Here is a 25502-nt window from a genome sequence, read left to right on the forward strand (position 1 = left end):
CTAATAAAATTAATGAAAGATATTGCAAAGTCAAAAGATGTTGCTATCAATGAACCGCCTGTTATTTGTTTAATGGGACCAACGGCATCGGGTAAAACAGCATTGGCAATGGCGCTTTATGATGCTCTGCCTTGCGATATTATCAGTGTCGATTCAGCATTAGTTTTTAAAGGTATGGATATTGGCACGGCGAAGCCAACGAAAGCTGAATTAGCACAATATCCGCATCAACTCATTGATATTCGAGATCCGGCAGAAAGTTATTCTGCAGCAGATTTTTGTCAAGACGCATTAAAAGCGATAGCAAAAAGTCGGGCAAATGGTCGAATTCCGTTGTTGGTTGGCGGCACTATGATGTATTTTAAAAGCCTAATTGATGGTATTTCGCCTTTGCCGGAAGCGGATGTAGAAATACGTACCGCAATTGAAACCGAAGCTCAGCAAAAAGGTTGGGCGGCAATGCATGAGCAGTTGGCAAGTTTTGACCCGGTATCTGCAGAGCGTATTCATAAAAATGATCCGCAACGGATAGCGCGTGCAATCGAGGTTTACCGTAAAACCGGTCATACTTTGACACAATTGACCGAAATAAAAGGTGATAAAGTCAGCGGAAATGTTTTACAGTTTGCTATAGCACCAAAAGAGCGAAGTGACTTACACGCGCGTATAGAGCTGCGTTTTAAGCAAATGATTGAACAAAACTTTAAGCAAGAAGTTGTGGCTTTAAAAGCACGAGATGATTTACATCATGACTTGCCGGCGATACGTTGTGTAGGATATCGTCAAATGTGGCAACATTTGCAAGGTGAGTGTGATCATGATGAAATGATTTTTAAAGGTATTTGCGCCACTCGACAATTAGCAAAACGTCAATTAACGTGGCTGCGAAGTTGGCAAAATTTACACTGGTTGCATATGGAAGATGAAAATAATTTACAAGTTATTTTATCGGCAGTAAGCAAACTTTAAACATTGATGTATAATTAACTTAGTTGTGCATTAACCAGCTAGTTTTATTGAATAATTTTAATAAAATAATTGCAAAGAACATTTAACTTTTACTAAAAATAACAAAAGGGGCCAAATAATGGCAAAGGGGCAATCTTTACAAGACCCATTTTTGAATGCGTTACGTCGTGATCGTATTCCTGTAGCAATTTACTTAGTTAATGGCATTAAACTACAAGGGCAAGTAGAGTCATTTGATCAGTTTGTAATTTTGTTGAAAAATACAGTAAGTCAAATGGTATATAAGCATGCAATTTCTACGGTAGTACCTGCACGAGCAGTGTCTACTATGCCTTCACCTCAAGCCAATCAATCTGGTTTTGGTCAGGATTCTGAAAATTAATGAATAAAACATGTATTGTATGGAGTCGCTCATTTGTTTGATAGGTATCAGGCAGGTGAGCAGGCGATACTTGTTCATTTAGATTTCCCAGATGATAACACTCGAGAAGATCTACAAGAATTTGAAATGCTTGTTAGTTCGGCGGGAGTGACTGCGTTAAATACAGTAACAGGTAAACGCAATACCCCACACCCGAAATACTTTGTTGGCACAGGTAAAGCCCAAGAAGTTGCAGAAGCTGTGAGGATGTATAATGCCAATGTGGTGTTGTTTAATCATAGTTTATCGCCATCACAAGAAAAAAATGTTGAAGCATTGTGTGAATGTCGAGTGGTAGACCGTACCACTTTAATACTTGATATTTTTGCCCAACGTGCCAGAACTCATGAAGGCAAATTACAAGTAGAGCTTGCGCAACTGCGTCATATTAGTACACGATTAATACGTGGCTGGACGCATTTGGAACGCCAAAAAGGTGGTATAGGTTTAAGAGGCCCTGGTGAAACACAGCTCGAAACTGATAGACGTTTACTTCATGAGCGCATGGTTAATATTCGTCGACGTTTAGAAAAAGTTGAAAAACAAAGGCAACAAGGGCGTAGGGCAAGGAATAGAGCGGAAATCCCGACTGTGTCTTTGGTGGGTTATACCAACGCAGGTAAGTCAACATTATTTAATCATATTACGCGGGCTGATGTTTATGCCGCTGATCAGTTATTTGCAACTTTAGATCCTACACTACGTAAAATTGATGTTGAAGATGTGGGGCGTGTTATTCTAGCTGACACGGTAGGTTTTATTCGTCATTTACCACATGACCTAGTTGCGGCATTTAAGGCAACATTAACTGAAACCCGGGAAGCAGAACTGCTATTACATGTTATCGATATTTCCGATGAACGTCGTAGTGAAAATATTGAACAAGTTGAAGAAGTTTTACAAGAAATTGAGGCAGGTGAAGTACCTCAATTATTAATTTGTAACAAAATAGATTGTTTAGATGATGTTGAGCCTAGAATTGACCGAGATGAGCATGGCTTGCCAATTCGCGTATGGTTATCGGCTCAACAAGGTTTGGGCATTGAGTTATTATTTGAAGCCTTAGCGGAACGCTTGGGCAAGCAGATAGTCAAACACCTGCTGTGTTTACCACCAAGTGCCGGTAAACTTCGAGGCCAACTTTACCAATTAAACTGTATTGCCAAAGAGCACTATGACGAACAAGGCAATTGCTTGGTAGATGTAAAATTACCACTGCGAGAGTGGAACCGATTAGTAAAACAAGATAAAGCTGAAATAGAGCACTTTATTCAAACTTAACAGACTGATATATTAGGCCCAAACCTGATGTTTTATGCGTATATAGCAGTTTAGGCATTAATTTTTTATAGCGGAGAGTACCATGGCGTGGAATGAACCGGGGAATAATGATAAAGATCCCTGGAAAAATAAAGGTGGCAAAAATCAAGGTCCACCAGATTTAGACGATTTGTTAAAAGATATCGGCAATAAGTTTGGCGGTATTTTCGGTGGTAATAAATCAGGTGGCGGCTCTGGAAAAAGCCTTTCTAGTGTTGGTATTATGGTGCTATTAATTGCTGCTATTCTAGTTTACGCTTTCACAGGTTTCTATACCATTAAAGAAGCTGAAAAAGGTATTGTTTTACGCTTTGGCCAGTATGCCGGCACAGTAGAACCAGGTCTTAGGTGGAAGTGGACATTTGTCGAGCGCATTATCCCTGTTGATATGCAAACAACCCGTGACCTTCCGTCAGCTGGTTTTATGTTAACGCAAGACGAAAACGTTGTTCGTGTAGAAATGCAAATTCAATATCGTGTTGTTGATGCTCGTAATTATATTTTCAGTGTTACCAATGCTGATGACAGTTTGAGCCAGTCACTTGATAGTGCTTTACGCTATGTTATTGGTCATTCATCAATGGATGATATTTTAACTAGCGGTCGTGAAGAAGTTCGTCAAGCGGTTTGGAGAGAGTTAGATAAAATAATCGAGCCTTACAACTTAGGTTTGATCATTGTCGATGTTAACTTTAAAGATGCTCGTCCTCCAGAAGAGGTAAAAGATGCTTTTGATGATGCCATTGCAGCACAGGAAGATGAAGTAAGATTCTTACGTGAAGCTGAAGCATACGCTAAAGGCATTGAACCGCGTGCTCGTGGTCGTGTTAAACGTTTAGAGCAAGAAGCATTAGCCTATAAATCGCAAACAGTGTTAGATGCAGAAGGTGAAGTGGCTCGTTTTAATAAACTTTTGCCTGAATACCAAGCGGCTCCTGAAGTAACACGCCAACGTATGTATTTAACGACAATGGAAAAAGTTTACAGTAACACCAGTAAAGTTATGGTTGATGTTGATGGCGGTAATAACATGATGTACTTGCCACTAGATAAAATTATGCAGCAACAATCAACTGGTCAACGTGTTATTCAGCAATCGCTACCTAGTGTAAATCAATTGCCAACATCAACGAACAGTGCTCCAGCATTGTCGGGTCGCAACGATCGATTCAATAGTGGGAGAAACTAAGCCATGAAAAACTTTTTATTGGCAATTGTTGCCCTACTATTTGTTTTAACAGTTTCATCAGTTTTTATAGTTTTTGAAGGCCAACGCGGTATCGTGTTTCAGTTCTCAAAAATTAAACGTGACGGTGATAGTGGCGATATGAAAGTGTACGAGCCAGGCTTACACTTTAAATTTCCATTTATTAACACGGTTCGTAAACTTGATGCGCGTATCCAAACCTTAGATGAAGCGCCAGATCGTTTTGTAACATCTGAGAAGAAAGACTTAATGGTTGACTCATTTGTTAAGTGGCGAATTGTTAACTTCTCAACATATTACTTACGTACTTCCGGCTCTATCGATAATGCTCGTGCGTTATTAAAGCAGAAAGTAAATAATGGCTTACGTACTGAATTTGGTACCCGTACCATTAAAGAAATTGTTTCTGGCGACCGCGATGCTATTATGGCTGAAGCGCTTGAAAGTGCTGCAAGTAGCCGTGAAGATCTTGGTATTGAAGTTATCGACGTACGTATTAAAGCAATTAACTTACCTACTGAAGTAAGTAATTCAATTTATGAGCGTATGCGTGCTGAGCGAACTGCTGTGGCCAAAGAGCATCGCTCACAAGGTCAAGAACAAGCAGAAATTATTCGCGCAACTATTGATGCAAAAGTAACGGTAATGTTAGCGGAAGCACAAAAGAACGCGCGAGAAATACGTGGTGAAGGTGATGCATTAGCGGCAAAAGTTTATGCTGACTCTTATGGCAAAGATGCAGAGTTCTTTAACTTCTTTCGTAGTTTAGAAGCATACGAAAAAAGCTTTAGTTCTAAGAATGATATTTTAGTTGTTAAGCCCGACAGCGATTTCTTTAACTACTTAAAAGACGGTAAAAAAGAAAAGTAATATCTTTTAAAAATCATTATAAAAGCCATGGCACTTGCCATGGCTTTTTTATATATAGAAAGTAATGTATAAACGTATGCATATATCTACTGAGGCATATACGTATGAATTACGGTTTATTAAGGACTTGATATGACATCTACCATACTTATGGCCATTGCTATTGCTTTGATCATTGAGGGACTTATTCCAGCCTTATTTCCAAACAAGTGGCGTGCATACGTACTTAAATTAGCAAATGAACCGATTAGTGCTATTCGTCAAATTGGAATTTTTTTGGTTGTAATTGGTCTAGCCATGCTAGGGTTGATAAATTAATTTATCGCTAACTTACCTTGCCAATTGAATTTTTTTAAATTGAATTAAAAATCAACAATTATTGCTTGGACTCAATATTTATATTTGATAGAATCCCCGCCTAATTTTCTTACCAATATGTGAACATGGGTAAAAACGTCGTAGTTCTAGGCACCCAATGGGGTGACGAAGGTAAAGGTAAAGTCGTCGACTTACTTACTGATAAAGCCAAATATGTAGTGCGCTATCAAGGTGGCCACAACGCAGGTCATACACTAGTCATTAACGGTGAAAAAACCGTATTACACCTTATTCCATCTGGCGTGTTACGTGAAAACGTAAAATGTTTAATTGGCAATGGTGTAGTTCTTTGTCCTAAAGCACTTATGACAGAAATGGCAATGTTAGAAGAACGTGGCGTACCCGTACGCGAACGTCTTTTAATTAGCGATGCATGTCCGTTAATTCTTCCATACCACAATGCTTTAGACGCAGCACGCGAAAAAGCCCGCGGTAGCAAAGCTATCGGTACTACTGGTCGTGGTATTGGTCCAGCGTACGAAGATAAAGCTGCTCGTCGTGGTTTACGTGTTGGTGACCTATTTTGCGCAGAATCTTTTGCGGCGAAATTAAAAGAAATTATGGAATACCATAACTTCGTATTAACAACATACTATAAAGCTGAACCTGTAAGCTATGAAGAAGTACTAGCTGATGCAATGGCAGTAGCAGATACAATTAAGAGCATGGTTGCAGATATTTCAGAAATGTTAGATCAAGCGCGCAAAGCGGGTGACTCTATCATGTTTGAAGGTGCGCAAGGTACATTGCTTGATATCGACCACGGTACATACCCATATGTAACGTCTTCAAATACAACAGTTGGTGGTGTTGCTACTGGTAGCGGTTTTGGTCCACGTTACTTAGATTATGTTTTAGGTATTACTAAAGCTTACACTACACGTGTTGGCTCAGGCCCTTTCCCAACGGAATTGGATGATGAAGTTGGAAATCATTTAGGTACTGTTGGTCATGAATTTGGTGCGACAACCGGTCGTGAACGCCGTTGTGGTTGGTTCGATGCTGTAGCAATGCACCGTGCTGTGCAAGTCAACAGCATTAGCGGTTTTTGTTTAACTAAACTTGATGTTTTAGATGGTTTAGAAACATTAAAAATCTGTGTTGGTTATAAAACCGAAGAAGGTGATGTTATCACTGTGCCACCAACAGCCGCTGAAGGTTATGAGAAAATCACACCTGTATACGAAGAAATGCCAGGTTGGAGTGAATCGACGGTAGGCGCAACTTCTCGTGATGCATTACCAGCCAATGCCATAGCATACATTAAGCGAATTGAAGAAGTTACAGGCGTACCGGTTGATATTATCTCAACAGGCCCAGACCGTAATGAGACTATGATTTTAGTTAACCCATTTGATGAGTAACTAATAAATAAGCTAATTTAAAAACCACCTATTAGGTGGTTTTTTTATGCCTGAAATTGTTTAATTATCCAATTTTTCAGCCTGTATATAGCACATAAATTTAACTAGAAAAATTGCAGTTTGCCGGAAATTTTTTTGATTTAGTGGTATACCAGTTTCACGCTAAGTTTAATGAATTGTTGCTAAATTCTGTTATCTGGTATGAAATGATTCAAAAGTTCGTCATCTCCCATATAAAACAGCCGTTTTAAACCTAAGTTTTACATTTAACTCATTTATTGCCAAAAAAAGTAATCTAACAGCTATTTATGTATGAATAGTTAACGAATTATGCTGAATATTCAGCTAAATAATGTGAAATGCGAATTTGCTCAGGCTATATTATTTATAGCTTGTAGCGAATTAATATATAGAAAAGTGCTTGAAATGAGTAACTACTATGCAATAACATAGATATCAATAATAACGAATATAGATTTCATGAATTATTAATTCAATGAAAATAAAATTGAACCATACTCACACAGTAGCCGCATTAATTAGGAATACATATGACAGATCTTCGCCAACAAGCACTTGATTATCACGCATACCCAACACCAGGGAAGATTAGCGTTGAATTAACAACAGCCGCTGAAACGAGCCAAGATCTCTCTCTCGCCTATAGTCCAGGTGTTGCTGAGCCTGTTCGTGCCATTGCTGAAAATCCTGATGACGTTTATAAATATACAGGTAAAGGCAATACGGTTGCTGTTATTACGAATGGTACCGCTATTTTAGGGTTAGGTAATTTAGGGCCAATGGCTTCTAAGCCCGTTATGGAAGGTAAAGCATTATTGTTTAAACGTTTTGCCGGTATTAATTCGTTTGATATTGAAGTAAAGCATAAAACAGTTGAAGACTTTGTTAATACCGTGGCGAATATTGCTGATAGTTTTGGTGGTATTAATCTTGAAGATATTAAAGCACCTGAATGTTTTGCTATCGAAAAAGCTTTAATAGAGCGTTGTAAAGTGCCGGTATTTCACGATGATCAACACGGTACAGCTATTGTTACTGCCGCTGGTATGATTAATGCGTTAGAAATTCAAGGTAAAGCATTACGCCATGCAAATATTGTTTGTATGGGCGCAGGTGCGGCAGCAATTGCTTGTATGGAGCTATTAATTAAATGTGGCGCTCAGCGTGAAAAGATCTATATGCTAGATACCAAAGGCATTATTCATACTCGTCGTGATGACTTGAACGAATACAAAAAACTTTTCGCTAACAACACGGATAAGCGCACTTTAGAAGAAGCCATAGACGGTGCTGATGTTTTTGTTGGGGTCTCAGGGCCAAATGTATTATCTCCAGAGCATGTAAAACTTATGGCAAATAAGCCAGTAATTTTTGCTTGTTCTAACCCTGATCCAGAAATAAAGCCAGAGCTTGCGTTAGCAACACGTGATGATTTAATTATTGCAACAGGGCGTTCAGACTACCCTAACCAAGTTAATAACGTGTTGTGTTTCCCGTTTATTTTCCGTGGTGCGTTAGATGTGCGCGCACGTACTATTAATGATGAAATGAAAATTGCTGCAGTACATGCCATTCGTGCTTTGGCCAAAGAGGAAGTGCCAGCTGAAGTACTTGCCGCAAGTGGCGATAGTCAACTAGAGTTCGGTAAAGACTATATTATTCCAAAACCAATGGACTCACGTTTACGTTCTGCCGTAGCTAAAGCGGTAGCTCAAGCAGCTGTTGATTCAGGGGTTGCGGGCATAGAATTACCAGAAAACTACAACGGTTAGTATTTTGTTTTAAGTGACTTCTATGTTGCTTAATTATTGGAAAGGGAAGCATAATGCTTCCCTTTTTTATGCCTTGTATTTAGTGCTAGTTAACATAACAACAATCCTAAGCTAAACAGAGTGCGATAGCTAAAGTACTCGGAGTAACAACAGCATTGATAACCGACATACGCATCGCACTAATGATATTTGTTATAACTGTGCCTTTTTTGTTGAGTAGAGATATTAAGCAAAATGCAATTAATGTTGGTGCAATAGCTAAATAGGCAAATGCTGGTAAATTACAGACAAATATCACGAAAACAATATTTACCAAAGCCAAAAGTAAAAAAATTACATAGACGTATATGCTTTTTTGCATACCATACTTAATGGAAAAATGGTTTCTCCCTACTTGTTTATCTGCATTAATATCAGGAAACTGATTTATTAGTAATAGGTTATTGGTTAAAAAAAATGGCACAAGAGAAATTAGTACAACATTCCAACTTATATTCCCCATTAAAACAATTGATGTCCCTAGAACCATTAAAGGGCCAAAGGCTAGGCCGCTGCAAATCAAGCAGATAATCGGCAATTTGTTTATCCATTTAGTGTAGAAAACAATTATGGCTATGCCGAAAAGGCCAATTGCAATGATTTTTAAGCTTGTCGTCAACGCAAAGTAGACACCAATGACGCTAGTAATGAATAAAAATAAAATGCTCATTTTGGCGACAAAACTCGCTGCTGAAGGTGTTGTTATTAATGCACCACTACCACCACTAAACGGTGTTTTGACTGTTAAAAAATCAAGGCCACTATGAAAGTCTTGATATTCGTTTAATAAATTAACACTAATATGCGCCGATAAAGCGCCAATAAATACTAATGTGCTGTCAATAACTGATATTTCGGCACCACTATGTATGGTTATAGACAGTGCCAAGAAAATAACCGAAAAGGTGAGTAATAAAAATGGTAAACGCATGGCGCTAAATAGTGCGTTAAAGTTTTCTTTCATGGTTTCCATTCCACTATATGTTGATAATCAAAACTAGCTTAGTGCCAAATGTAAAGAATAGGAATATCGAAAGTAAGGTAATAGTCGAACAAATCAAAAAAGCTGATAATTATTTAATTTATCTGCTAAAAGTAACCTTTCCTATTCAGTTAGTCTCATTCATAATGTCCTCGATATATCGTGGTTTATGCTGGTTTGCCTATTACGTAAGTTTTCTATAGCCATTTACGCATGATTTTGGAGATAAAATGAATAAAGAAATTAAAGCCTATCTTGCAGATTCAGAATTATTGCTTAACGCTGTCGGTGAAGGTATTTACGGTGTAGATGCGCAAGGACGAGCTATTTTTATTAACCCAGCGGCGGAAGCAATGACAGGTTGGTCATCCGCTGAATTACTCGGTCAAAACATTCATCAGTTTCATCATCACAGTTATAGCAATGGCGAACCTTACCCGGCCTGTGATTGCAAAATATTCAATACCGCACTTGACGGCATTTCTCGACAAGTTAGCGGTGAGGTTTTTTGGCGCAAGGACGGCAGTAGTTTCCCTGTAGAATACACTACACAGGCGGTTTTTAAGAATAAAGAAATCATTGGCGCGGTTGCGGTATTTCGTGATGTTAGTCAGCAGCGACAAATTGAACTGGCATTGCGTAGTGCCTTAGAAAATGTGCAATCACTCACCGAGCAATTGAAAGCTGAAAATACCTATTTGCAAAATGAACTCGCACAAGAGTGGTCCTCAGCAGGTTTGGTAGGCAAGAGCCCGGTTGTTACGAAAATGCTCTCGCAAGTTGAACTGGTGGCACAAACTGATAGTACGGTATTAATTCTTGGTGAGAATGGTACAGGTAAAGAGCTGGTGGCACGTAATATTCATGCCTTAAGTCAACGGAAAAACTCCACATTGGTGAAAGTGAATTGTGCTGCCTTTACGCCAAGCTTATTAGAGTCAGAATTATTTGGCCATGAAAAAGGCGCTTTTACCGGCGCAACAGAGCGTCGTAAAGGCCGCTTTGAACTAGCAAACGGCGGCACGCTTTTTCTCGATGAAATCGGCGAGTTATCTATGGAAGCACAGGGGAAATTATTACGGGTACTGCAAGAACAAGAATTTGAGCGTGTAGGTGGCAGTGAAACACTGGCCATTGATATTCGTGTTATTGCGGCAACCAATCGAGATTTGTCTGCTATGGTGGCTAATGGAGATTTTAGAATTGATTTATTCTATCGGCTGAATGTTTTCCCCGTTACTGTGCCGCCGTTAAGAGATCGACAAGAAGATATTCCATTGCTGTCACAAGCCATAATAAGCTCGTTGAATAAAAAACTAGGAAAGAGTATTACGGCGATAAGTAATCGCAGTTTAGCTAAATTAATGCAGTATCAATGGCCGGGTAATATACGAGAGCTGCAGAATTTATTAGAACGAGAAATGATCTTAGCAAAATCAGACATTCTAAATTTTAATTTTAAAAGCTCAGTAAAAGCACCGGAATTAGTTGAATTTGACACCTTGGCACAAGCAGAGAAAAAGCATATTAGCACTGTACTTAAAGCTTGCAAATGGCGTATCGGTGGAGAAATGGGGGCAGCAAAACTACTCGCTTTACCTGAAAGCACGTTACGGTCTCGGATGAAAAAGTTAAAAATCATTAGACCAACTTAAACCCGGTAATATACAGTTAATTATTATTGATTGCACGATATATCGTGGATTCGCGTTATATCGCGGCTTTTGAGGCTTGAGATTATAAGTGACTTATGCTTTTAATTAATTAAAACAATACGTTAAGTTTTATTTTGTAGTTGGCTTTTATTTTGCTAATAGCGAGTATCCTGTTGTTCGTATTATTAGTAAACCATGAAGTTTGATTATAAAGCCGAAGATTTGATCATTAAGCCGTACAAGTCTGAATCCCCCGTTTATGTTCGTAAGCAAAAAGGGCGCTATCAAAAAATTAGAAAACTTACCGGCATTATATTTGTCATGATATTTATTTTGTTGCCTTGGATTAATTATCAAGGTAATCAAGCTGTGCTGCTCGATATTGGTAAACAGCAATTTCATATTTTTTCACAAACCTTTTTTCCACAAGACTTCACCTTGTTAGCGGGTCTGTTGATAGTGAGTTGTTACTTACTATTTTTTGTTACCACTTGGCTAGGAAGAATCTGGTGTGGCTACGTTTGTCCACAAACTGTTTGGACCTTCAGTTTTATTTGGGTTGAAGAGTTACTTGAAGGGAGTCGTAATCAACGAATTAAGCGCGATAAGCAACCTAAAACGCTAGACACAGTCGCGAGAAAATCAGCTAAGCATTTGCTTTGGGGCTTAATGGCTTTTTTAACCGCCACCACCTTTATGAGCTACTTCTTGCCGACACGCGAACTGTATCTCGATTTAATACAATTTAATTGGGATAGTTTAACAACGTTTTGGGTACTGTTTTTTGCTGTCTGTACTTACGGAAACGCCGGTTGGCTCCGTGAAAAAATGTGCATATATATGTGTCCATACTCACGCTTTCAATCTGCTATGTTCGATAAAAATACCTTATTGGTTGCCTATGACAAACTACGTGGAGAAAATCGTGGTCGCCGTAAGCGCAAGCAAGATCCTAAAGAGCTAGGGCTAGGAGACTGTGTTGACTGTAATCTTTGTGTGGAAGTTTGCCCAGTTGGTATTGATATTCGTAATGGCCTGCAATATGAGTGCATAAATTGTGGTGCTTGTGCCGATGCCTGTGATCAAGCCATGAGCCAGTTTAACTATGCTAAAGGGTTAATTAGTTACACCAGTGAAAATGCATTACTTGGCAAAAAAGCTAAATTGTTGCGATCGAAAATTATCGGTTACGGGGTTTTATCAATACTAGCTATGGCTTTTATGGTGTATACCATTCAGGTGCGGGTGCCAATTGAATTTTCAGTGCTTAGAGACAGAGCGGCACTTTATCAGCTAGATTTTGAAGATAATGTTACGAATAGCTATTTATTGAAAATTACTAATAAGTCACAAATAGATCGCCACTTTAACGTCAATGTATTAGATAACAAAGTGAGCTTAAGTGCAGATAAAGACATATTGATTAAAGCAGGAGAAATTGCCAATGTGCCAGTGCATTTAACTATGGCTGCTGACGATATTAAAGGCCGAGTTAGTGAAGTGTCGCTGGAAGTCAGTGTTAGCGATAAGCCGGAAGTAAAAGCAGTAACGGAGACGAAATTTTTCTCAAACTAATTTGGTGTGTAGATTGGGTTATTTAACCAAGGCGTCGATGGGGCGCCTTTTTTTTTGGAAAAAGCTAAGGCCTGCAAGACAGCTGCAGTAAATCACATTGGCGTGCACAGTATCAATCACCTCGATAATTCAGTTATCCTTACTTATTGTTAGTGTTAAAATACGGTAAAATAACTTTTTACCTAGCGAATAGAGTGATCATGACAAACCCCATTGAGCAAAGAATATCGAATATCGCCTTAGTTGTTGAAAACTATGATGACGCTATTGAATTCTATACCACAAAACTAAACTTTCAGCTTATTGAAGATAGCGATTTAGGTGCTGGCAAGCGCTGGGTACAAATCGCCCCACCAAATTCAAACGGGACAAATTTGTTGCTAGCGCAAGCCAGTGATGATCAGCAAAAAAAATCTGTTGGCAACCAAGCCGGTGGACGAGTCTTTCTCTTTCTACAAACCAATGACTTTTGGCGCGACTACGAGCACATGAAAACTCATGGCGTTGAATTTACCGAGGAGCCACGAATAGAAGAGTACGGTACAGTCGTTGTTTTTAAAGATTTATATGGCACTAAATGGGATTTATTACAGTTGAATCAAGCAGGTTAATAATTGGTAGATAGTCTTAGCTCAAAAATAAAAAGGCGCTTAAAGCGCCTTTATTAATCTCTTGGATACTCGTTTCGCTTTAATCTTCTACTTCTGTTTCGTATTCGCTAAAGTCAGTCACACCTTGTGCTTCTAACGCTTTACGAACACTGGCCGGTAGCTTCTGTGTATTGTCTTTTGCTAAGTCAGCATCGTCTGGCAATGGTTGGCCAGTAAAAGCATGTAAAAATGCTTCACATAATAGTTCGCTGTTGGTTGCATGACGTAAGTTATTTACCTGACGACGTGTTCTTTCATCGGTTAGCACTTTCAACACACGTAAAGGGATAGACACGGTGATCTTTTTTACTTGTTCACTTTTTTTCCCGTGTTCGGCGTAAGGGTTAATATACTCGCCATTCCACTCTGCCATGAATATTCCTCTATGCTTAAATGATTATGAAAAACCTATAATTAGCTTATCTGGTATACCAGTAAGTTATAAGTTTATTCTTGACGGCTAATTTTACTGGTTGTGAGGCGTGAGTCAATAACGAATGTGTAGAAGGTTAGATGTCTAAAGTACTTGACCGCACACTTTAAACCGTTTAGATTTATAGACGTCCAAACATCTATATAGAAGAATGTCTATACTGGAGCACACATGAGCGAGAAAAAAATTGCCACAACTGCGGTTCGTGCAGGTATTAATAGTGACCAACATCATGGTGCGGTTATTCCTGCAATTCACCTTTCTAGCACCTATGCACTGAAAGGTTTTAATGAAAAGCGTCAGTTTGATTATTCACGTACGGGTAATCCAACTCGTGCTACGTTTGCTCAAGCCATTGCTGATTTAGAGCAAGGGGCGCTAGGTATTGTCACTAGCACGGGAATGTCAGCCGTACATCTGGTTTGTCAGTTGCTAAATACCGATGATACTGTGGTTATTCCTCATGATTGTTACGGTGGCAGTTTTCGTCTGTTTACCCATCTTGCCAAGCGTGGGCAGTTTAAGTTAATTGTTGTTGATCAAAATGATCAAGCGGCATTAACACAGGCCTTAGCAACAAAACCTAAACTAGTGCTAATTGAAACGCCAAGTAACCCGTTACTGCGTTTGGTGGATATTGAAGATATTACTCAACAAGCTCATCAAGCTGGCGCTTTGGTTGCTGTTGATAACACCTTTTTATCGCCAGCATTGCAGCAACCTTTGTTATTAGGTGCTGATATTGTTTTTCACTCAACCACTAAATATATCAATGGTCATAGTGATGTTGTTGGTGGAGTATTAGTGACCAAAGAGCAAGCCTTAGGTGAAGAACTTGCTTGGTGGGCTAACTGTATCGGTATTACCGGTTCGGCATTTGACAGCTTTTTAGCGCTACGGGGCTTGAAAACTTTACCGATACGCATGAAGCAGCACCAATTTAATGCCAATGCGGTTGCCGAATTTTTACAGCAACATCCGGCGGTGGAAAAAGTGTATTTCCCAGGGCTAGTTAACCATCCGCAGCATGAGTTAGCGAAAAAGCAGCAGCATGACTTTGGCGCCATGATGAGCTTTGAACTTAAAGGCGGTGTTGAAGCAGTAAAGGTGCTGTTTGATAAACTTGAATTTTTTACTTTAGCGCAATCATTAGGTGGGGTAGAAAGTTTGATCAGTCATCCATCAACCATGACTCATGCGGGCATGGAAATTGAAGCGCAACTTGCCGCAGGTATTACTCAGTCTTTAGTGCGCCTTTCAGTTGGGATTGAAGACATAGACGACATTTTAGCAGATTTAGCGCAGGCACTTACCGCTAGTCAAATATAACCGAAATAGTCTCAAGATAATTTTTAATTAGATAAACATGCGCATGTGCTTGGAAATAAAATGACAGACGTAAATTCAGCTGTGGAGCTTACTTCCACAAAAAACCAGTTGGCTAAAGCTGCTTGTAATGTACATAAATTTGGTGGCAGTAGTTTAGCAACCTCGGCCTGTATTGAGCGTGTCGTTGATATTATTCGCCAGCATTGCCAACTCAATGACGTTATTGTCGTTTCTGCTAACGGCGACACAACAGATGCATTATTTGCTATTTACCAATTGGCACTAGAACATTATGAGCTTAAGCAAGCAGCGCCTGTAGGAAATAAAACCGATTTAGTGGTTGAACTACTACCTGAAACATTAGCTGATGCGATTGTCGCACTACGTGATTCGCAAGTGGCACTGATTGAAGAATTACTCAATGCAAGTAGTGCGGCAAGGCTAAAAGCATTACTGAACGACGATATTGCCAATATCTCAGCGCATTTACTAAGCAATCCTAGCAAGCATCAAAACGATTTGCTGGCATTAGGTGAGGTTTGGTCAGCACGGTTATTATCAGCGGTATTAAACGAAAGCGTTTGTCCTAGCTATATGCTAGATGCTAGAGATTTTTTATTGCTAAGCAATGAAAAAACTTGTGCTATTGATTATCTTGCCAGCGCCGAGAAACTTTCGCCGTTGCAGCAAGCAAATCAGCTGGTGATAGTGACTGGCTATATTGCTCGCAACCAGCAATTACAAGCTTGCACATTAGGTCGTAATGGCAGTGACTATTCTGCAACTATCATGGCAGCTCTGTCTGGTGCTCGTAATGTTACTTTATGGACAGATGTTGATGGTATTTATAGTGCCGATCCAAGAGTGGTGCCGCTGGCAAGAAAATTACATCGTCTACCCAATGCGGTTGCAAATGAGTTGGGGCGTTTAGGTAATCCGGTATTACACGCAAAAACTTTACAGCCGTTAAAAAATCACAATACCCATTTACATGTTGCCAGTAGTTTTGCGCCAGAGGTTAGCGGCAGCGAAATTGGTAAATTTGGTCAAATTGCCAAACAAGAGCTTTCCGTGACCTATTTAAATGATTTGATCCTTGCTACGTCAGTTAGCTTTTTTGGAGAATCGGGTGCTCGCGCGGTGAAAGAGTTTACTCCTGTGTGCTATAACCTAGATGAAGGTTACTTGGTGGTGACTCAAGAGCAACAAAAGGCGTTAAGCCAATGGCTGGCAAGTCATGATACTGAGGTCTCATTTAAACCTGTCGCTATTGTTGCCACTGTAGGTTATCAAGTGGCACAGCAAGGTGGTATGCGAGCAAGATTTAAAAGAGCGCTAAGGCATCAGCGAACATTGCATTTTGTCCATGCAGAAAACCAACACAGTTATATAGCGGTTTTGCCGGAGGCTTGCACTGGAGAGCTACTGAATAATATCCACGGCGACATGACTAAAGATGCCAGAAATATCGCCTTGGTTGTAGCTGGCTTAGGTAATATCGGTCAGCGATTTTTAGAAATACTGCCAAAACAGTTAGCAGGTTTACCAGCATTGGAAAATCTTCACTTGGTTGGTTTAGTCGGTTCACAAAAAGCGCTAATTAATACTGATGGTATTGATGTCAGTAACGCGTTGGAGCATTACCAACAACAAGCAAAAGCTTATGAAGGTGAGCAGTTATTAGATTGGTTAACCAATCACCCTTATGATGAATTAGTAGTTGTTGATATCACACCTAGTGAGGCGTTTAGTCAGTTATATCAACAATTTTTCGCGCAAGGTATCCATGTTATTGGCGCTAATAAGTGGGCGGCCTCTTCACCGACTGAAAATTATCAACAATTGCTAAGTACAGCGAAAGAACATAATAGCTATTGGTTGGGTAACACGACAGTAGGGGCAGGCTTACCGATTAATTCAACTATTGAAGAGTTAATCAATAGCGGTGATGTGATCACTGAAATTTCTGGTATTTTCTCGGGGACTTTATCTTGGCTATTTCAATATTATGATGGCGTAACACCATTTTCAGAATTGTTGGCCAATGCTCTAGCGCAAGGTATTACCGAGCCAGATCCGCGAGAAGATTTATCTGGCCGAGATGTACAGCGTAAATTATTAATATTGGCGCGAGCCGCTGGCTTTGAGCTTTCACTTGAAGACATTGATTGCCAAAGTCTAGTGCCAGACTCGTTGCGAGATGTTTCGTTACAGGAGTTTCTTGAACGAACTGAAGAGCTTGATGACTTATTCTTACTACGTTTGAACCAAGCAAAAGAAAAATCATCTGGTATTCGTTATGTTGCTAAATTTGTTAAGGAAGATGGCCGATTACGGGCAAAAGTGAGTTTAGAAGAGTTAAGTTTTCAGCACGCGTTTACTCAATTAACGCCATGCGATAATGTTTTCCAAATTAAAAGTCACTGGTATCAGCAAAACCCCTTGATTATTCGCGGCCCTGGTGCCGGGCGAGATGTTACCGCAGGCGGTATTCATGCTGATTTAGTTAAGGTTTGTCAGCAATTGGCACATCGTCAGCAACAAGTTAAAATTAAAGGCTTAAACTAATGTGCTCGAGAGTAGTTTTTTGAATTGGTGAAATATAGCGCGTGTCCCTTAAATATGGCCAAAGCACACGCGCGGTATAATTGATTTGCTATGTTAAAGGTCTAAATCAACGCTATAACTAACAACAAAATTTACATCACCATCAGCACCATCAATATCGGTATCTGAAATAGCAAAAGTAAAACCGTTTTTGCTTAGGCTAATACCATAGTCAACATAATCGCCGCCAGCGTCAAAGTCATAACTGCCAACATGCAGGCCGAGCTCTAAGCCTTCTGAAATTTCAAAGGCCGCATCGGCTGAAATATAAGTATCGTCACCAAAATCACCATCAGCATCCGAATCAACTAAAGTGTTGTAGGTAATTGAAAACGCGTCGTATGAAAGTGAAAAATTCACTTCACTGAAATCTGAGTCAGCATCGCTATCATAAGCATAATAAATATACCCGACGCTGTAGCCTAAACCATTATCTAATTCATTAGAGTAGGCAGCATAAACGTCGAGTTCATAGGTCATGTTTTCAGCCCAATCAGCATTCGATGCCCAAGTGCCAACTGAGAAACCTGATGTATGCTCATAATCAATACCGCCAGAAACCGCGGCAGAGTTGGTGGTTTGGGTTACTCCACGCCACAAATAGTTACTGGATGCGGCAGCATTAGCTGATAAGCCCTCAACAGCGTGCGCTGAAGAAGCTATAAGCATTGTTGATGTGAATATGGTTGAAACAGATAAAGCTGTAATTGTTTTTTTCATGTTGGTTCCACTAAGTTTTATAATTATCTCGAACATTGCAAAGACAATGCCTGTGTAAATTTAATTTTGTAAATGTTCTTATTATCAAATGGTTAAGTGGTAATCCTGGGCGGTTTTCCTTTGTCCTTAGTGCCTCGCATGAACTGTCTTGGTGCAAGGAATATTCACTTATGTGCAAAAAAAGTGCATAAGCTTAAATATAATGATATGCAAAATTTTAGAAATTGCAGAAAAATAAAATTAAAAGATAACTAGCGAGCAATTTTGTCGATGATCTGAGTCGCAAAATCAACCTATTTAAGTTAAAGTAGCGCAGAATTTATCGAGGGTGTTTCTATGTCTGATTTTTTAATTGCTCCATCAATTTTATCTGCTGATTTTGCTCGCTTAGGTGACGATGTCGCAAACGTTCTCAGTGCGGGTGCTGATGTGGTTCATTTTGATGTTATGGATAACCACTTTGTGCCAAACCTTACTTTTGGCTCTATGGTGTGTAAGTCGTTAAGAGATTACGGTATTACCGCGCCAATTGATGTGCATTTGATGGTGAAACCCGTTGATAGCCTTATTCCAGATTTTGCTAAAGCGGGTGCTGATATTATAACTTTTCACCCCGAAGCCAGCGATCATATTGATAGAACATTACAATTAATTAAAGACAATGGTTGTAAAGCAGGCTTAGTTTTAAATCCGGCAACACCGCTACATATTTTAGATTTTGTTATGGATAAATTAGACGTTATTTTATTAATGTCAGTTAACCCTGGTTTTGGCGGTCAATCATTTATTCCAACCACTCTTGATAAGTTACGCTTAGTACGTGAAAAAATTGATGCCAGTGGTTTTGATATTCGTTTAGAAGTTGATGGTGGTGTTAAGGCCGATAATATTGCTGAAATAGCTGAAGCAGGAGCTGATATGTTTGTGGCTGGCTCGGCTATTTTTTCAAAGCCAGATTACAAAGTCGCTCTTGATGAAATGCGTGCCGAGTTGGCGAAAGTTAAATAAATAGTTAGAAAAATTGAAATAAGCATAATTGAAGGATAACAAATGAGTAAACCTATTGTATTAAGTGGCTGTCAGCCGTCGGGCGAGTTAACTATTGGTAATTACCTTGGCGCATTAAAGCAATGGGTGAGCATGCAAGACAGCCATGAATGTTATTACATGTTGGTTGATCAGCATGCTATTACTGTTCGTCCTGAACCGGAAGCGTTACGTAAAGCAACATTAGACGGTTTGGCTTTGTATTTAGCTTGTGGCGTTGATCCTGAAAAAAGTACCATTTTTATTCAATCACACGTGCCTGAGCACGCTCAATTGAGTTGGGTGCTAAACTGTTATACCCAAATGGGTGAGTTAAACCGTATGACGCAGTACAAAGATAAGTCATCTAAGTCTGAAGCGAATATGAATTCTGGTTTATTTACTTACCCAGTACTTATGGCAGCTGATATTTTATTATACGGCGCTAACCAAGTGCCTGTAGGCGATGATCAAAAGCAACACTTAGAATTAGCTCGTGATATAGCAACACGCTTTAATAACTTGCATGGTGAAACATTTAAGGTACCAGAGCCTTATATTCCCGAGTTTGGTGCCCGTGTTATGAGCTTATTAGAGCCGACTAAAAAAATGTCGAAATCTGATACTAACCCTGGCAACTTTATTGGTTTATTGGAAGATACTAAAAAGATCACTAAGAAAATTAAACGTGCGGTAACGGACTCTGACGAGCAAGCGAATATCTATTTCGATGTTGCTGAAAAGCCAGGCGTTTCTAATTTGTTATCACTTTTATCATGTACTACAGGTAAAACCGTTGAAGAATTAGTCCCTGAATATGAAGATAAAATGTATGGCCATTTAAAAGGTGATGTTGCTGAAGCCGTTGTGGCTTTATTAGCGCCAATTCAACAGCGTTATCATGAAATTCGTAATAACCAAGCATACTTAGATGAAGTTATGCGTAAAGGTGCTGAAAAGGCTTCTGCCCGAGCAAGTAAGCTATTGGCAGAGGTTTATCAAGCGATTGGGTTTATCGCTAAGCCTTAATTTCGTTCTACATTTTGTCATTAAAAAAGCCTGAGTATACTCAGGCTTTTTTGTATTCGCTCCAATACATATACCATGTTCTTATAGGCTTTTCGCCCATTGAGGTAATTGCATGTTGAAAATCTTAATCTTTCTTATCTTTCTCAGCTATTTTAGTCGCTTGTTCAAATAGCGCTGAGCTATCACTAACAAAAGTTTCCACGTTACTGCTTGGCGTAAACAAAAAGTTTGGTGACATTATTGTAGTATTAAACTGTGGGCGTGGGTTAAAGTCAGGTTTTTTACTCATTTGTACTATGAAACTCCCGCCAAATAATAATATGACTAAGCTAGCAGAAACGACATTTCTGCGTCTAGGGGTCATGTGAAAGCCTACGTAGCAATTCAGCCAGAACAGTCCAAATGCCAATACCAATGGAATGATGGTGATCAGCCAAAGCATCGAAAAGTTGCTTGAAGTATTAAATTGTATAACGTTTTCAAGAATATCGCTGAGCCACATTAAGTTGAAGAAAATAAAGCTAATACCGATTTGTGTCCAAAATCGTGCGTCATGCTTCGTTAAATGTGAAACAAGGGCGATACAACCTGGCCATAAGGCAAAACCTAATGTTAACCCTATTGTAGGCACTAGCATTTGTGTTAACGACACTTCTTTTGCGTTATTTAAATCAATAATCCAACAAGCAATACAGGCAAATAAGGCCACACTTAAAGTCAATACCGCAGGATGCTTAGCTAAATTAATTAAGCTTTCAAATGGACTTATAGCAATGCTTTTCGTAACAGGGTGATTAGGAAATAAAAATCGTACTTGGCTTTTGCCTATGGTGACAATATCACCAGATTGAACTTTGTGTTGAACAATATTTTCTTTGCTATGCTCTAAAAAGCTGCCGTTTATTGAGCCTTGGTCATTTACAAACCAGTGTTCGCCATCAAAATGTAATTGCAGATGCTCAGCACATACATGTGGGTCGCTAATGATTAGATCGTTATCGTAGCCACGGCCTATGCTGATGTTGTTTGATGAAAACTTATGTCGTCCAAGTAACTTATGACCGTAAGTAATTTCTTCAATAATTAGTTCCATTTTACCGACTCCATAAACTTAGTCAAAAAGGCAAGCGAGGTTTCCTGCGCGACCCCTGAAATAGTGAAATGGCTCAGTAGTGCATATTGTTCGTGGTCAATAGAAATACCAATATATAATACATCGTAGAGGTTAGGGAATGCTTTATAAGCGCGGGTGCAAAATACCGCTTTGCTGTTAATATTGCTTTGCTTAGGCATAACAATATCGTGATGACATTGATATTCAGTGACATCATCTTTTCCTGCTTTATTACCAGGAGCTACTTGGTTTAGCTGGCGTTCAAAAATATGATAAAACTTAGTGCTACCAATTTTGTTTGACTCCATATAGCGATATTCCATCTCTAACGAGCCGGTAAAGAAGTCTGAAGAAATATAGGTATATTCGTCTAAATCACAGTTAGCTACCGCTGCCATAATTTGTGCGTCAGCTTTGTCGGAATTTGACTCACCCCAACAGCGAATATAAGGAACATCTATAGTAGGAATGAGGCCTCGACCTAACTTTTTTAACTGCCAATCGCTATTTAGAACCGTACTAATAAGCTTTTTCTGGTTGCGCATTAACTGGGCAGTCACTTGCTCTTCTATGCTGGTTGGCGGGTTAGATTTATATTCTTGAAAAAGTGCTAATAATTTGTCGTGCGGAACCAGAAAGCCAATTTGGTTACCAGATGTCGCGACATTTATACCAACTACTTGAGTTTCTTTGTTTACCACAGGGCCACCACTCATGCCTGAGTTCACAGAGCCAGTAAAATGAATTCGGTCATTAAATGACTCATTTTTTAAGCCGTTATAAGTACCCGGCACAACGATCATACCTAAGTCATGCGGATTACCTAAAGAGTACAACTCTTCACCTTTAGTGGGCGCTACTTTAGCAATTTCAAAATATGGCATCTCAGTGCTAACTTCACGCTGAACTATCGCCAAGTCATTAATAACATCAACACTTTTTAATGACAGTGCTGCCTTGTTACCTTGGTTGTCTAAATATTCAATATTGTACTTATGTGGATGGCGAGCGAAGCCTGAAATAACGTGATAATTTGTGGCTATTAAGCCATCACTGCTAATTTGAAAACCTGAGCCAATTGACGATTTCTCACCGCTAGCTTTGTCTATTAAGCGAATTTGATATAGCGAAGGGGCCAGCTGCTTAAAAATTTCTTCGGCCTGCTCAACTGCATAACTTAGTGTACTAATACACATTAATAGCAGGGCAAAAATTACTTTCATTGAATATCCTTTTTTATTATTACTTTACCATTGTGCCATTGAAATCAGGTTTGTCATCTTTTATCCGATAATATGATGGTTTTATTCGATGCTTTACAGTAAACCTTGAACAATATTGCAATAAAGAAGCGAGCAATGAATAGTTGCTAAGCTCATTGCGATATTTCATAACAATGCGTTAGATCAAGTTAGGTGAAATACTATTACATATTGTGTTGTCGCATCTCTGCTAGTTTAGTATCATTAAATGATAATTATTATCGTTTGTAACTGATCTTATGACTTTAGCTGAATTAACTGGAAACCAGCAAGCACGAATTTGTTTCTTACCTGACAACTTTGACTTGAGTGCGCAACTTATTGAACAAGGCTTTGCCTTAAAAGCACAAGTATCACTTGCGCATAAAGCACCGTTTAATGGGCCGTTAGCTTTTCATATACATGGCACAAAAATGTCGATTCCAAGAGCAATTGCCAAACAAATTAAAATTGAGTTATTAAGCTAATGATAGAACAGAATGTTGTTTTAGTCGGTTTTGCCAATTCAGGTAAAAGTACATTATTTAATGCCCTAACGGGGGCAAAACAAAAAACAGGTAATTGGACGGGGGTAACTGTTGCCGCCAAACAGACGCAAACCCATTTAAATGATAAAGCCACCTTACTCACGGATTTGCCTGGTGTTAGCTCGTTAGCTCAACGTAACCAGCAAGGGAAAGATCTATCAATAACGCAAAATTTTATTAACCAACAACCAATTGATGTAATGATCAACGTAGTTGATGTCACGCAATTAAAACGACAACTTTATTTAACAACACAATTATTAGAATTGGGTATACCTATGGTGGTTGTACTCAATAAAAGTGATCGAAAAGAAGCTGAAAATATTGACATTGCAAAGCTTGCTAACACTTTAGGTTGCGCTGTTGTATGTGAAAATAGTACCAGCAACACTGCCGGACAAGCGCTTAATAAAATTTTGAAAACAGTCGCTAATACTAGAGCAAAACAGCATGTTCTGGATTTACCTAATGAGTTTGATGCAATTGACTGTATGCCATTAACGGCTGAACGACAGGCGTGCTCAAGTACTGGCGTATGTCAGTCAAATGATGCCAAGGCAATGGCCGTTATGCAGGCTCGTTATGCGTTTATTCAACAGACTTTGGCAGCTGTTACTGTATCGCCAGTAGCCGATAGAGGTTTTAGCCATCAGCTTGACCGTTGGATGTTGCACCCAGTATTTGGTATTCCAATTTTTCTTGCCATGATGTACTTATTGTTTATGTTTGCTATCAATGTAGGCAGTGCCTTTATTGATTTTTTTGACATTTTAGCTGGCGCAATATTTGTTGATTATCCGCTGCATTTTCTAGAGTCACTTAACTTACCGGCATGGCTAACTACTATTATTGGTGGCATTGGTCTTGGAATACAAACTGTCGCAACGTTTATTCCTGTTATCGCTTGCTTATTTGTTGGTTTGTCGCTACTTGAAAGTAGTGGCTATTTGGCAAGAGCGGCATTTGTTGTCGACACAGCAATGCAAAAAATAGGTTTGCCTGGTAAAGCATTTGTACCGCTTATTGTAGGCTTTGGCTGTACGGTTCCGGCGGTAATGTCTGCGCGCATTTTAGATAATGAACGTGAAAGAATTACGACCGTTATGATGTCGCCATTTATGTCTTGTGGTGCGCGTTTGCCTGTATACGCTCTATTTGCCGCGGCATTTTTCCCTGAGTCTGGGCAAAATATTGTTTTTCTTCTGTACCTTATTGGTATTGCTGCCGCGCTATTTACTGGCTTAATGCTAAAGAAAACTATTTTAATGGGGGGTAATTCAATCAATATTATGGAATTGCCGCTTTATGAATGGCCAAAATTCTCGTTCTTATTGCAACGAGTTTGGCAACGTACCCGCTCTTTTGTACTAGGTGCTGGTAAAACCATTGTTGTAGTGGTTTGTATATTAAACTTTTTTAATTCATTAGGTACAGATGGTGAATTCGGTCATCACGATAGCCAAGACTCATTGTTAAGCAAAAGTGCGCAAGTGGTTACGCCGTTGCTATCGCCAATGGGGGTAAAAGAAGATAATTGGCAAGCAAGTGTTGGCATTATTACCGGTTTATTTGCGAAAGAAGCCTTAGTGGCAACATTTAACAGCCTATATTCGCCAGCATCTGAAGTGTCTGGTGAACCCGATTCATTTGCAGATTTGTGGCAACAAGCGATAGCGAGTATTTCAGATAATTTACATGGTATTGACGCGGATGACCCATTAGGTACAGATATTGGGGATGTTTCAAGCATTGAAGTTGCGGCACAAGAGCAAGGTGTTGAAGAAACCACTATAACTATTATGCAGGCGGCCTTTGTTGGCAAAATAGGGGCGTTTAGTTATTTGTTATTTATATTACTTTATACCCCATGTGCTGCGGCAATGGGGGCTATAAAAAATGAAGTAGGCACGCGTTGGGCTGTTTTTGCGGCATTGTGGAGTTTTAGCTTGGCTTATTTAGCTGCAACGGCGAGTTATCAAATTGCTATTTTAACCACAGAGCCGTTTTCGGCTTCTATTAGCTTAGCGGTAATTTTATTTGTGTTTTTAAGCATATACATTGGCCTGAAGCGCTTCGGAAAAAATATTTTAACCATTCCAACATTGGTTAGTTATCGTTAATAAAACTTCGCTACCTGATAATGAAAACAGGTAGCGATTCCTTTCCTTGACATAAAATTCAGTAAATTCATTTGGGCAGTTGGCAAAAGCACTTTTACTAGGTTATTGTTTT

Annotated in this window: 22 protein-coding genes; 17 read left to right on the plus strand and 5 right to left on the minus strand. The window is 39.3% G+C overall.

The features are described 5' to 3' along the window. Nucleotides 1-12 precede the first annotated feature (12 nt). The 8 genes from miaA to AC27HL_RS16800 all read left to right on the plus strand — a co-directional run bounded on the left by miaA (nt 13) and on the right by AC27HL_RS16800 (nt 8322). Entirely contained in the window at nt 13-969 is a 957-nt protein-coding gene (gene miaA / locus AC27HL_RS16765) for a tRNA (adenosine(37)-N6)-dimethylallyltransferase MiaA (protein ID WP_487082199.1), read from the plus strand. A 118-nt stretch (nt 970-1087) separates the two neighbouring features. Next, nucleotides 1088-1351: an RNA chaperone Hfq gene (gene hfq, locus AC27HL_RS16770; RefSeq protein ID WP_487082200.1), complete on the plus strand. Its 264-nt coding sequence runs from the start codon at nt 1088-1090 to the stop codon at nt 1349-1351. 33 nt (nt 1352-1384) lie between these two features. After that, nucleotides 1385-2671, plus strand: coding sequence for a ribosome rescue GTPase HflX (gene hflX, locus AC27HL_RS16775; RefSeq protein WP_487082201.1), 1287 nt, complete (start codon nt 1385-1387; stop codon nt 2669-2671). 82 nt (nt 2672-2753) lie between these two features. Then, entirely contained in the window at nt 2754-3899 is a 1146-nt protein-coding gene (hflK, locus tag AC27HL_RS16780) for an FtsH protease activity modulator HflK (RefSeq protein ID WP_487082202.1), read from the plus strand. A 3-nt stretch (nt 3900-3902) separates the two neighbouring features. Then, entirely contained in the window at nt 3903-4787 is an 885-nt protein-coding gene (gene hflC / locus AC27HL_RS16785; protein WP_487082203.1) for a protease modulator HflC, read from the plus strand. 132 nt (nt 4788-4919) lie between these two features. After that, nucleotides 4920-5105 carry a DUF2065 domain-containing protein gene (locus tag AC27HL_RS16790; protein ID WP_487082204.1) on the plus strand — a complete coding sequence of 62 codons (186 nt, stop codon included), beginning with the start codon at nt 4920-4922 and terminating at the stop codon, nt 5103-5105. A 125-nt stretch (nt 5106-5230) separates the two neighbouring features. Next, nucleotides 5231-6529: an adenylosuccinate synthase gene (locus tag AC27HL_RS16795; RefSeq protein WP_487082205.1), complete on the plus strand. Its 1299-nt coding sequence runs from the start codon at nt 5231-5233 to the stop codon at nt 6527-6529. Nucleotides 6530-7080: 551 nt separating this feature from the next. After that, nucleotides 7081-8322, plus strand: a complete 1242-nt coding sequence (locus AC27HL_RS16800; protein ID WP_487082206.1) for a malic enzyme-like NAD(P)-binding protein — start codon at nt 7081-7083, stop codon at nt 8320-8322. A gap of 106 nt (nt 8323-8428) precedes the next feature. Here AC27HL_RS16800 and AC27HL_RS16805 read toward each other — a convergent pair whose 3' ends face one another. Beyond that, nucleotides 8429-9325: a prenyltransferase gene (locus AC27HL_RS16805; RefSeq protein WP_487082207.1), complete on the minus strand. Its 897-nt coding sequence runs from the start codon at nt 9323-9325 to the stop codon at nt 8429-8431. A gap of 248 nt (nt 9326-9573) precedes the next feature. Between AC27HL_RS16805 and AC27HL_RS16810 the strand changes: the two genes are divergently transcribed. The 3 genes from AC27HL_RS16810 to AC27HL_RS16820 all read left to right on the plus strand — a co-directional run bounded on the left by AC27HL_RS16810 (nt 9574) and on the right by AC27HL_RS16820 (nt 13184). After that, a complete protein-coding gene (locus AC27HL_RS16810) occupies nt 9574-10998 on the plus strand; it encodes a sigma-54 interaction domain-containing protein (RefSeq protein ID WP_487082208.1) in 1425 nt (474 codons plus the stop codon). Between the two features lie 195 nt (nt 10999-11193). Beyond that, on the plus strand, nt 11194-12573 hold the full coding sequence (ccoG, locus tag AC27HL_RS16815) for a cytochrome c oxidase accessory protein CcoG (protein WP_487082209.1): 1380 nt from the start codon (nt 11194-11196) through the stop codon (nt 12571-12573). Nucleotides 12574-12773: 200 nt separating this feature from the next. Then, on the plus strand, nt 12774-13184 hold the full coding sequence (locus AC27HL_RS16820; RefSeq protein WP_487082210.1) for a VOC family protein: 411 nt from the start codon (nt 12774-12776) through the stop codon (nt 13182-13184). A gap of 79 nt (nt 13185-13263) precedes the next feature. Here the strand turns inward: AC27HL_RS16820 and metJ are convergent, their stop codons facing one another. After that, entirely contained in the window at nt 13264-13596 is a 333-nt protein-coding gene (gene metJ, locus AC27HL_RS16825) for a met regulon transcriptional regulator MetJ (RefSeq protein ID WP_487082211.1), read from the minus strand. A gap of 231 nt (nt 13597-13827) precedes the next feature. On the opposite strand from metJ, the gene metB reads away from it, so the two are divergent. After that, entirely contained in the window at nt 13828-14985 is a 1158-nt protein-coding gene (metB, locus tag AC27HL_RS16830) for a cystathionine gamma-synthase (RefSeq protein ID WP_487082212.1), read from the plus strand. 60 nt (nt 14986-15045) lie between these two features. Further along, nucleotides 15046-17553 carry a bifunctional aspartate kinase/homoserine dehydrogenase II gene (gene metL / locus AC27HL_RS16835; RefSeq protein ID WP_487082213.1) on the plus strand — a complete coding sequence of 836 codons (2508 nt, stop codon included), beginning with the start codon at nt 15046-15048 and terminating at the stop codon, nt 17551-17553. 93 nt (nt 17554-17646) lie between these two features. Here the strand turns inward: metL and AC27HL_RS16840 are convergent, their stop codons facing one another. Further along, nucleotides 17647-18312 carry a TorF family putative porin gene (locus AC27HL_RS16840; RefSeq protein ID WP_487082214.1) on the minus strand — a complete coding sequence of 222 codons (666 nt, stop codon included), beginning with the start codon at nt 18310-18312 and terminating at the stop codon, nt 17647-17649. 336 nt (nt 18313-18648) lie between these two features. On the opposite strand from AC27HL_RS16840, the gene rpe reads away from it, so the two are divergent. Beyond that, nucleotides 18649-19320 carry a ribulose-phosphate 3-epimerase gene (gene rpe, locus AC27HL_RS16845; RefSeq protein WP_487082215.1) on the plus strand — a complete coding sequence of 224 codons (672 nt, stop codon included), beginning with the start codon at nt 18649-18651 and terminating at the stop codon, nt 19318-19320. 42 nt (nt 19321-19362) lie between these two features. Next, nucleotides 19363-20367 (plus strand): tryptophan--tRNA ligase, encoded by a 1005-nt coding sequence (trpS, locus tag AC27HL_RS16850; protein WP_487082216.1) that lies wholly within the window; start codon nt 19363-19365, stop codon nt 20365-20367. Nucleotides 20368-20491: 124 nt separating this feature from the next. On the opposite strand, the gene AC27HL_RS16855 is transcribed toward trpS, so the two are convergent. Next, nucleotides 20492-21460, minus strand: coding sequence for an FHA domain-containing protein (locus tag AC27HL_RS16855; protein ID WP_487082217.1), 969 nt, complete (start codon nt 21458-21460; stop codon nt 20492-20494). After that, the gene (locus tag AC27HL_RS16860; protein ID WP_487082218.1) at nt 21451-22704 is read right to left on the minus strand and encodes a S1 family peptidase; all 1254 of its coding nucleotides are present in this window, start codon (nt 22702-22704) and stop codon (nt 21451-21453) included. The genes AC27HL_RS16855 and AC27HL_RS16860 overlap by 10 nt, the downstream gene beginning before the upstream one ends. Nucleotides 22705-22982: 278 nt before the next feature. Between AC27HL_RS16860 and AC27HL_RS16865 the strand changes: the two genes are divergently transcribed. Both AC27HL_RS16865 and feoB read left to right on the plus strand, forming a co-directional pair. Further along, complete coding sequence (locus tag AC27HL_RS16865) at nt 22983-23210, plus strand: FeoA family protein (RefSeq protein ID WP_487082219.1); 228 nt, start codon at nt 22983-22985, stop codon at nt 23208-23210. Further along, nucleotides 23210-25390 carry a ferrous iron transport protein B gene (gene feoB / locus AC27HL_RS16870; RefSeq protein ID WP_487082220.1) on the plus strand — a complete coding sequence of 727 codons (2181 nt, stop codon included), beginning with the start codon at nt 23210-23212 and terminating at the stop codon, nt 25388-25390. Before AC27HL_RS16865 ends, feoB begins: the two co-directional genes overlap by 1 nt. Nucleotides 25391-25502: the final 112 nt, after the last annotated feature.

This window comes from Colwellia aquaemaris (genome assembly GCF_057548755.1).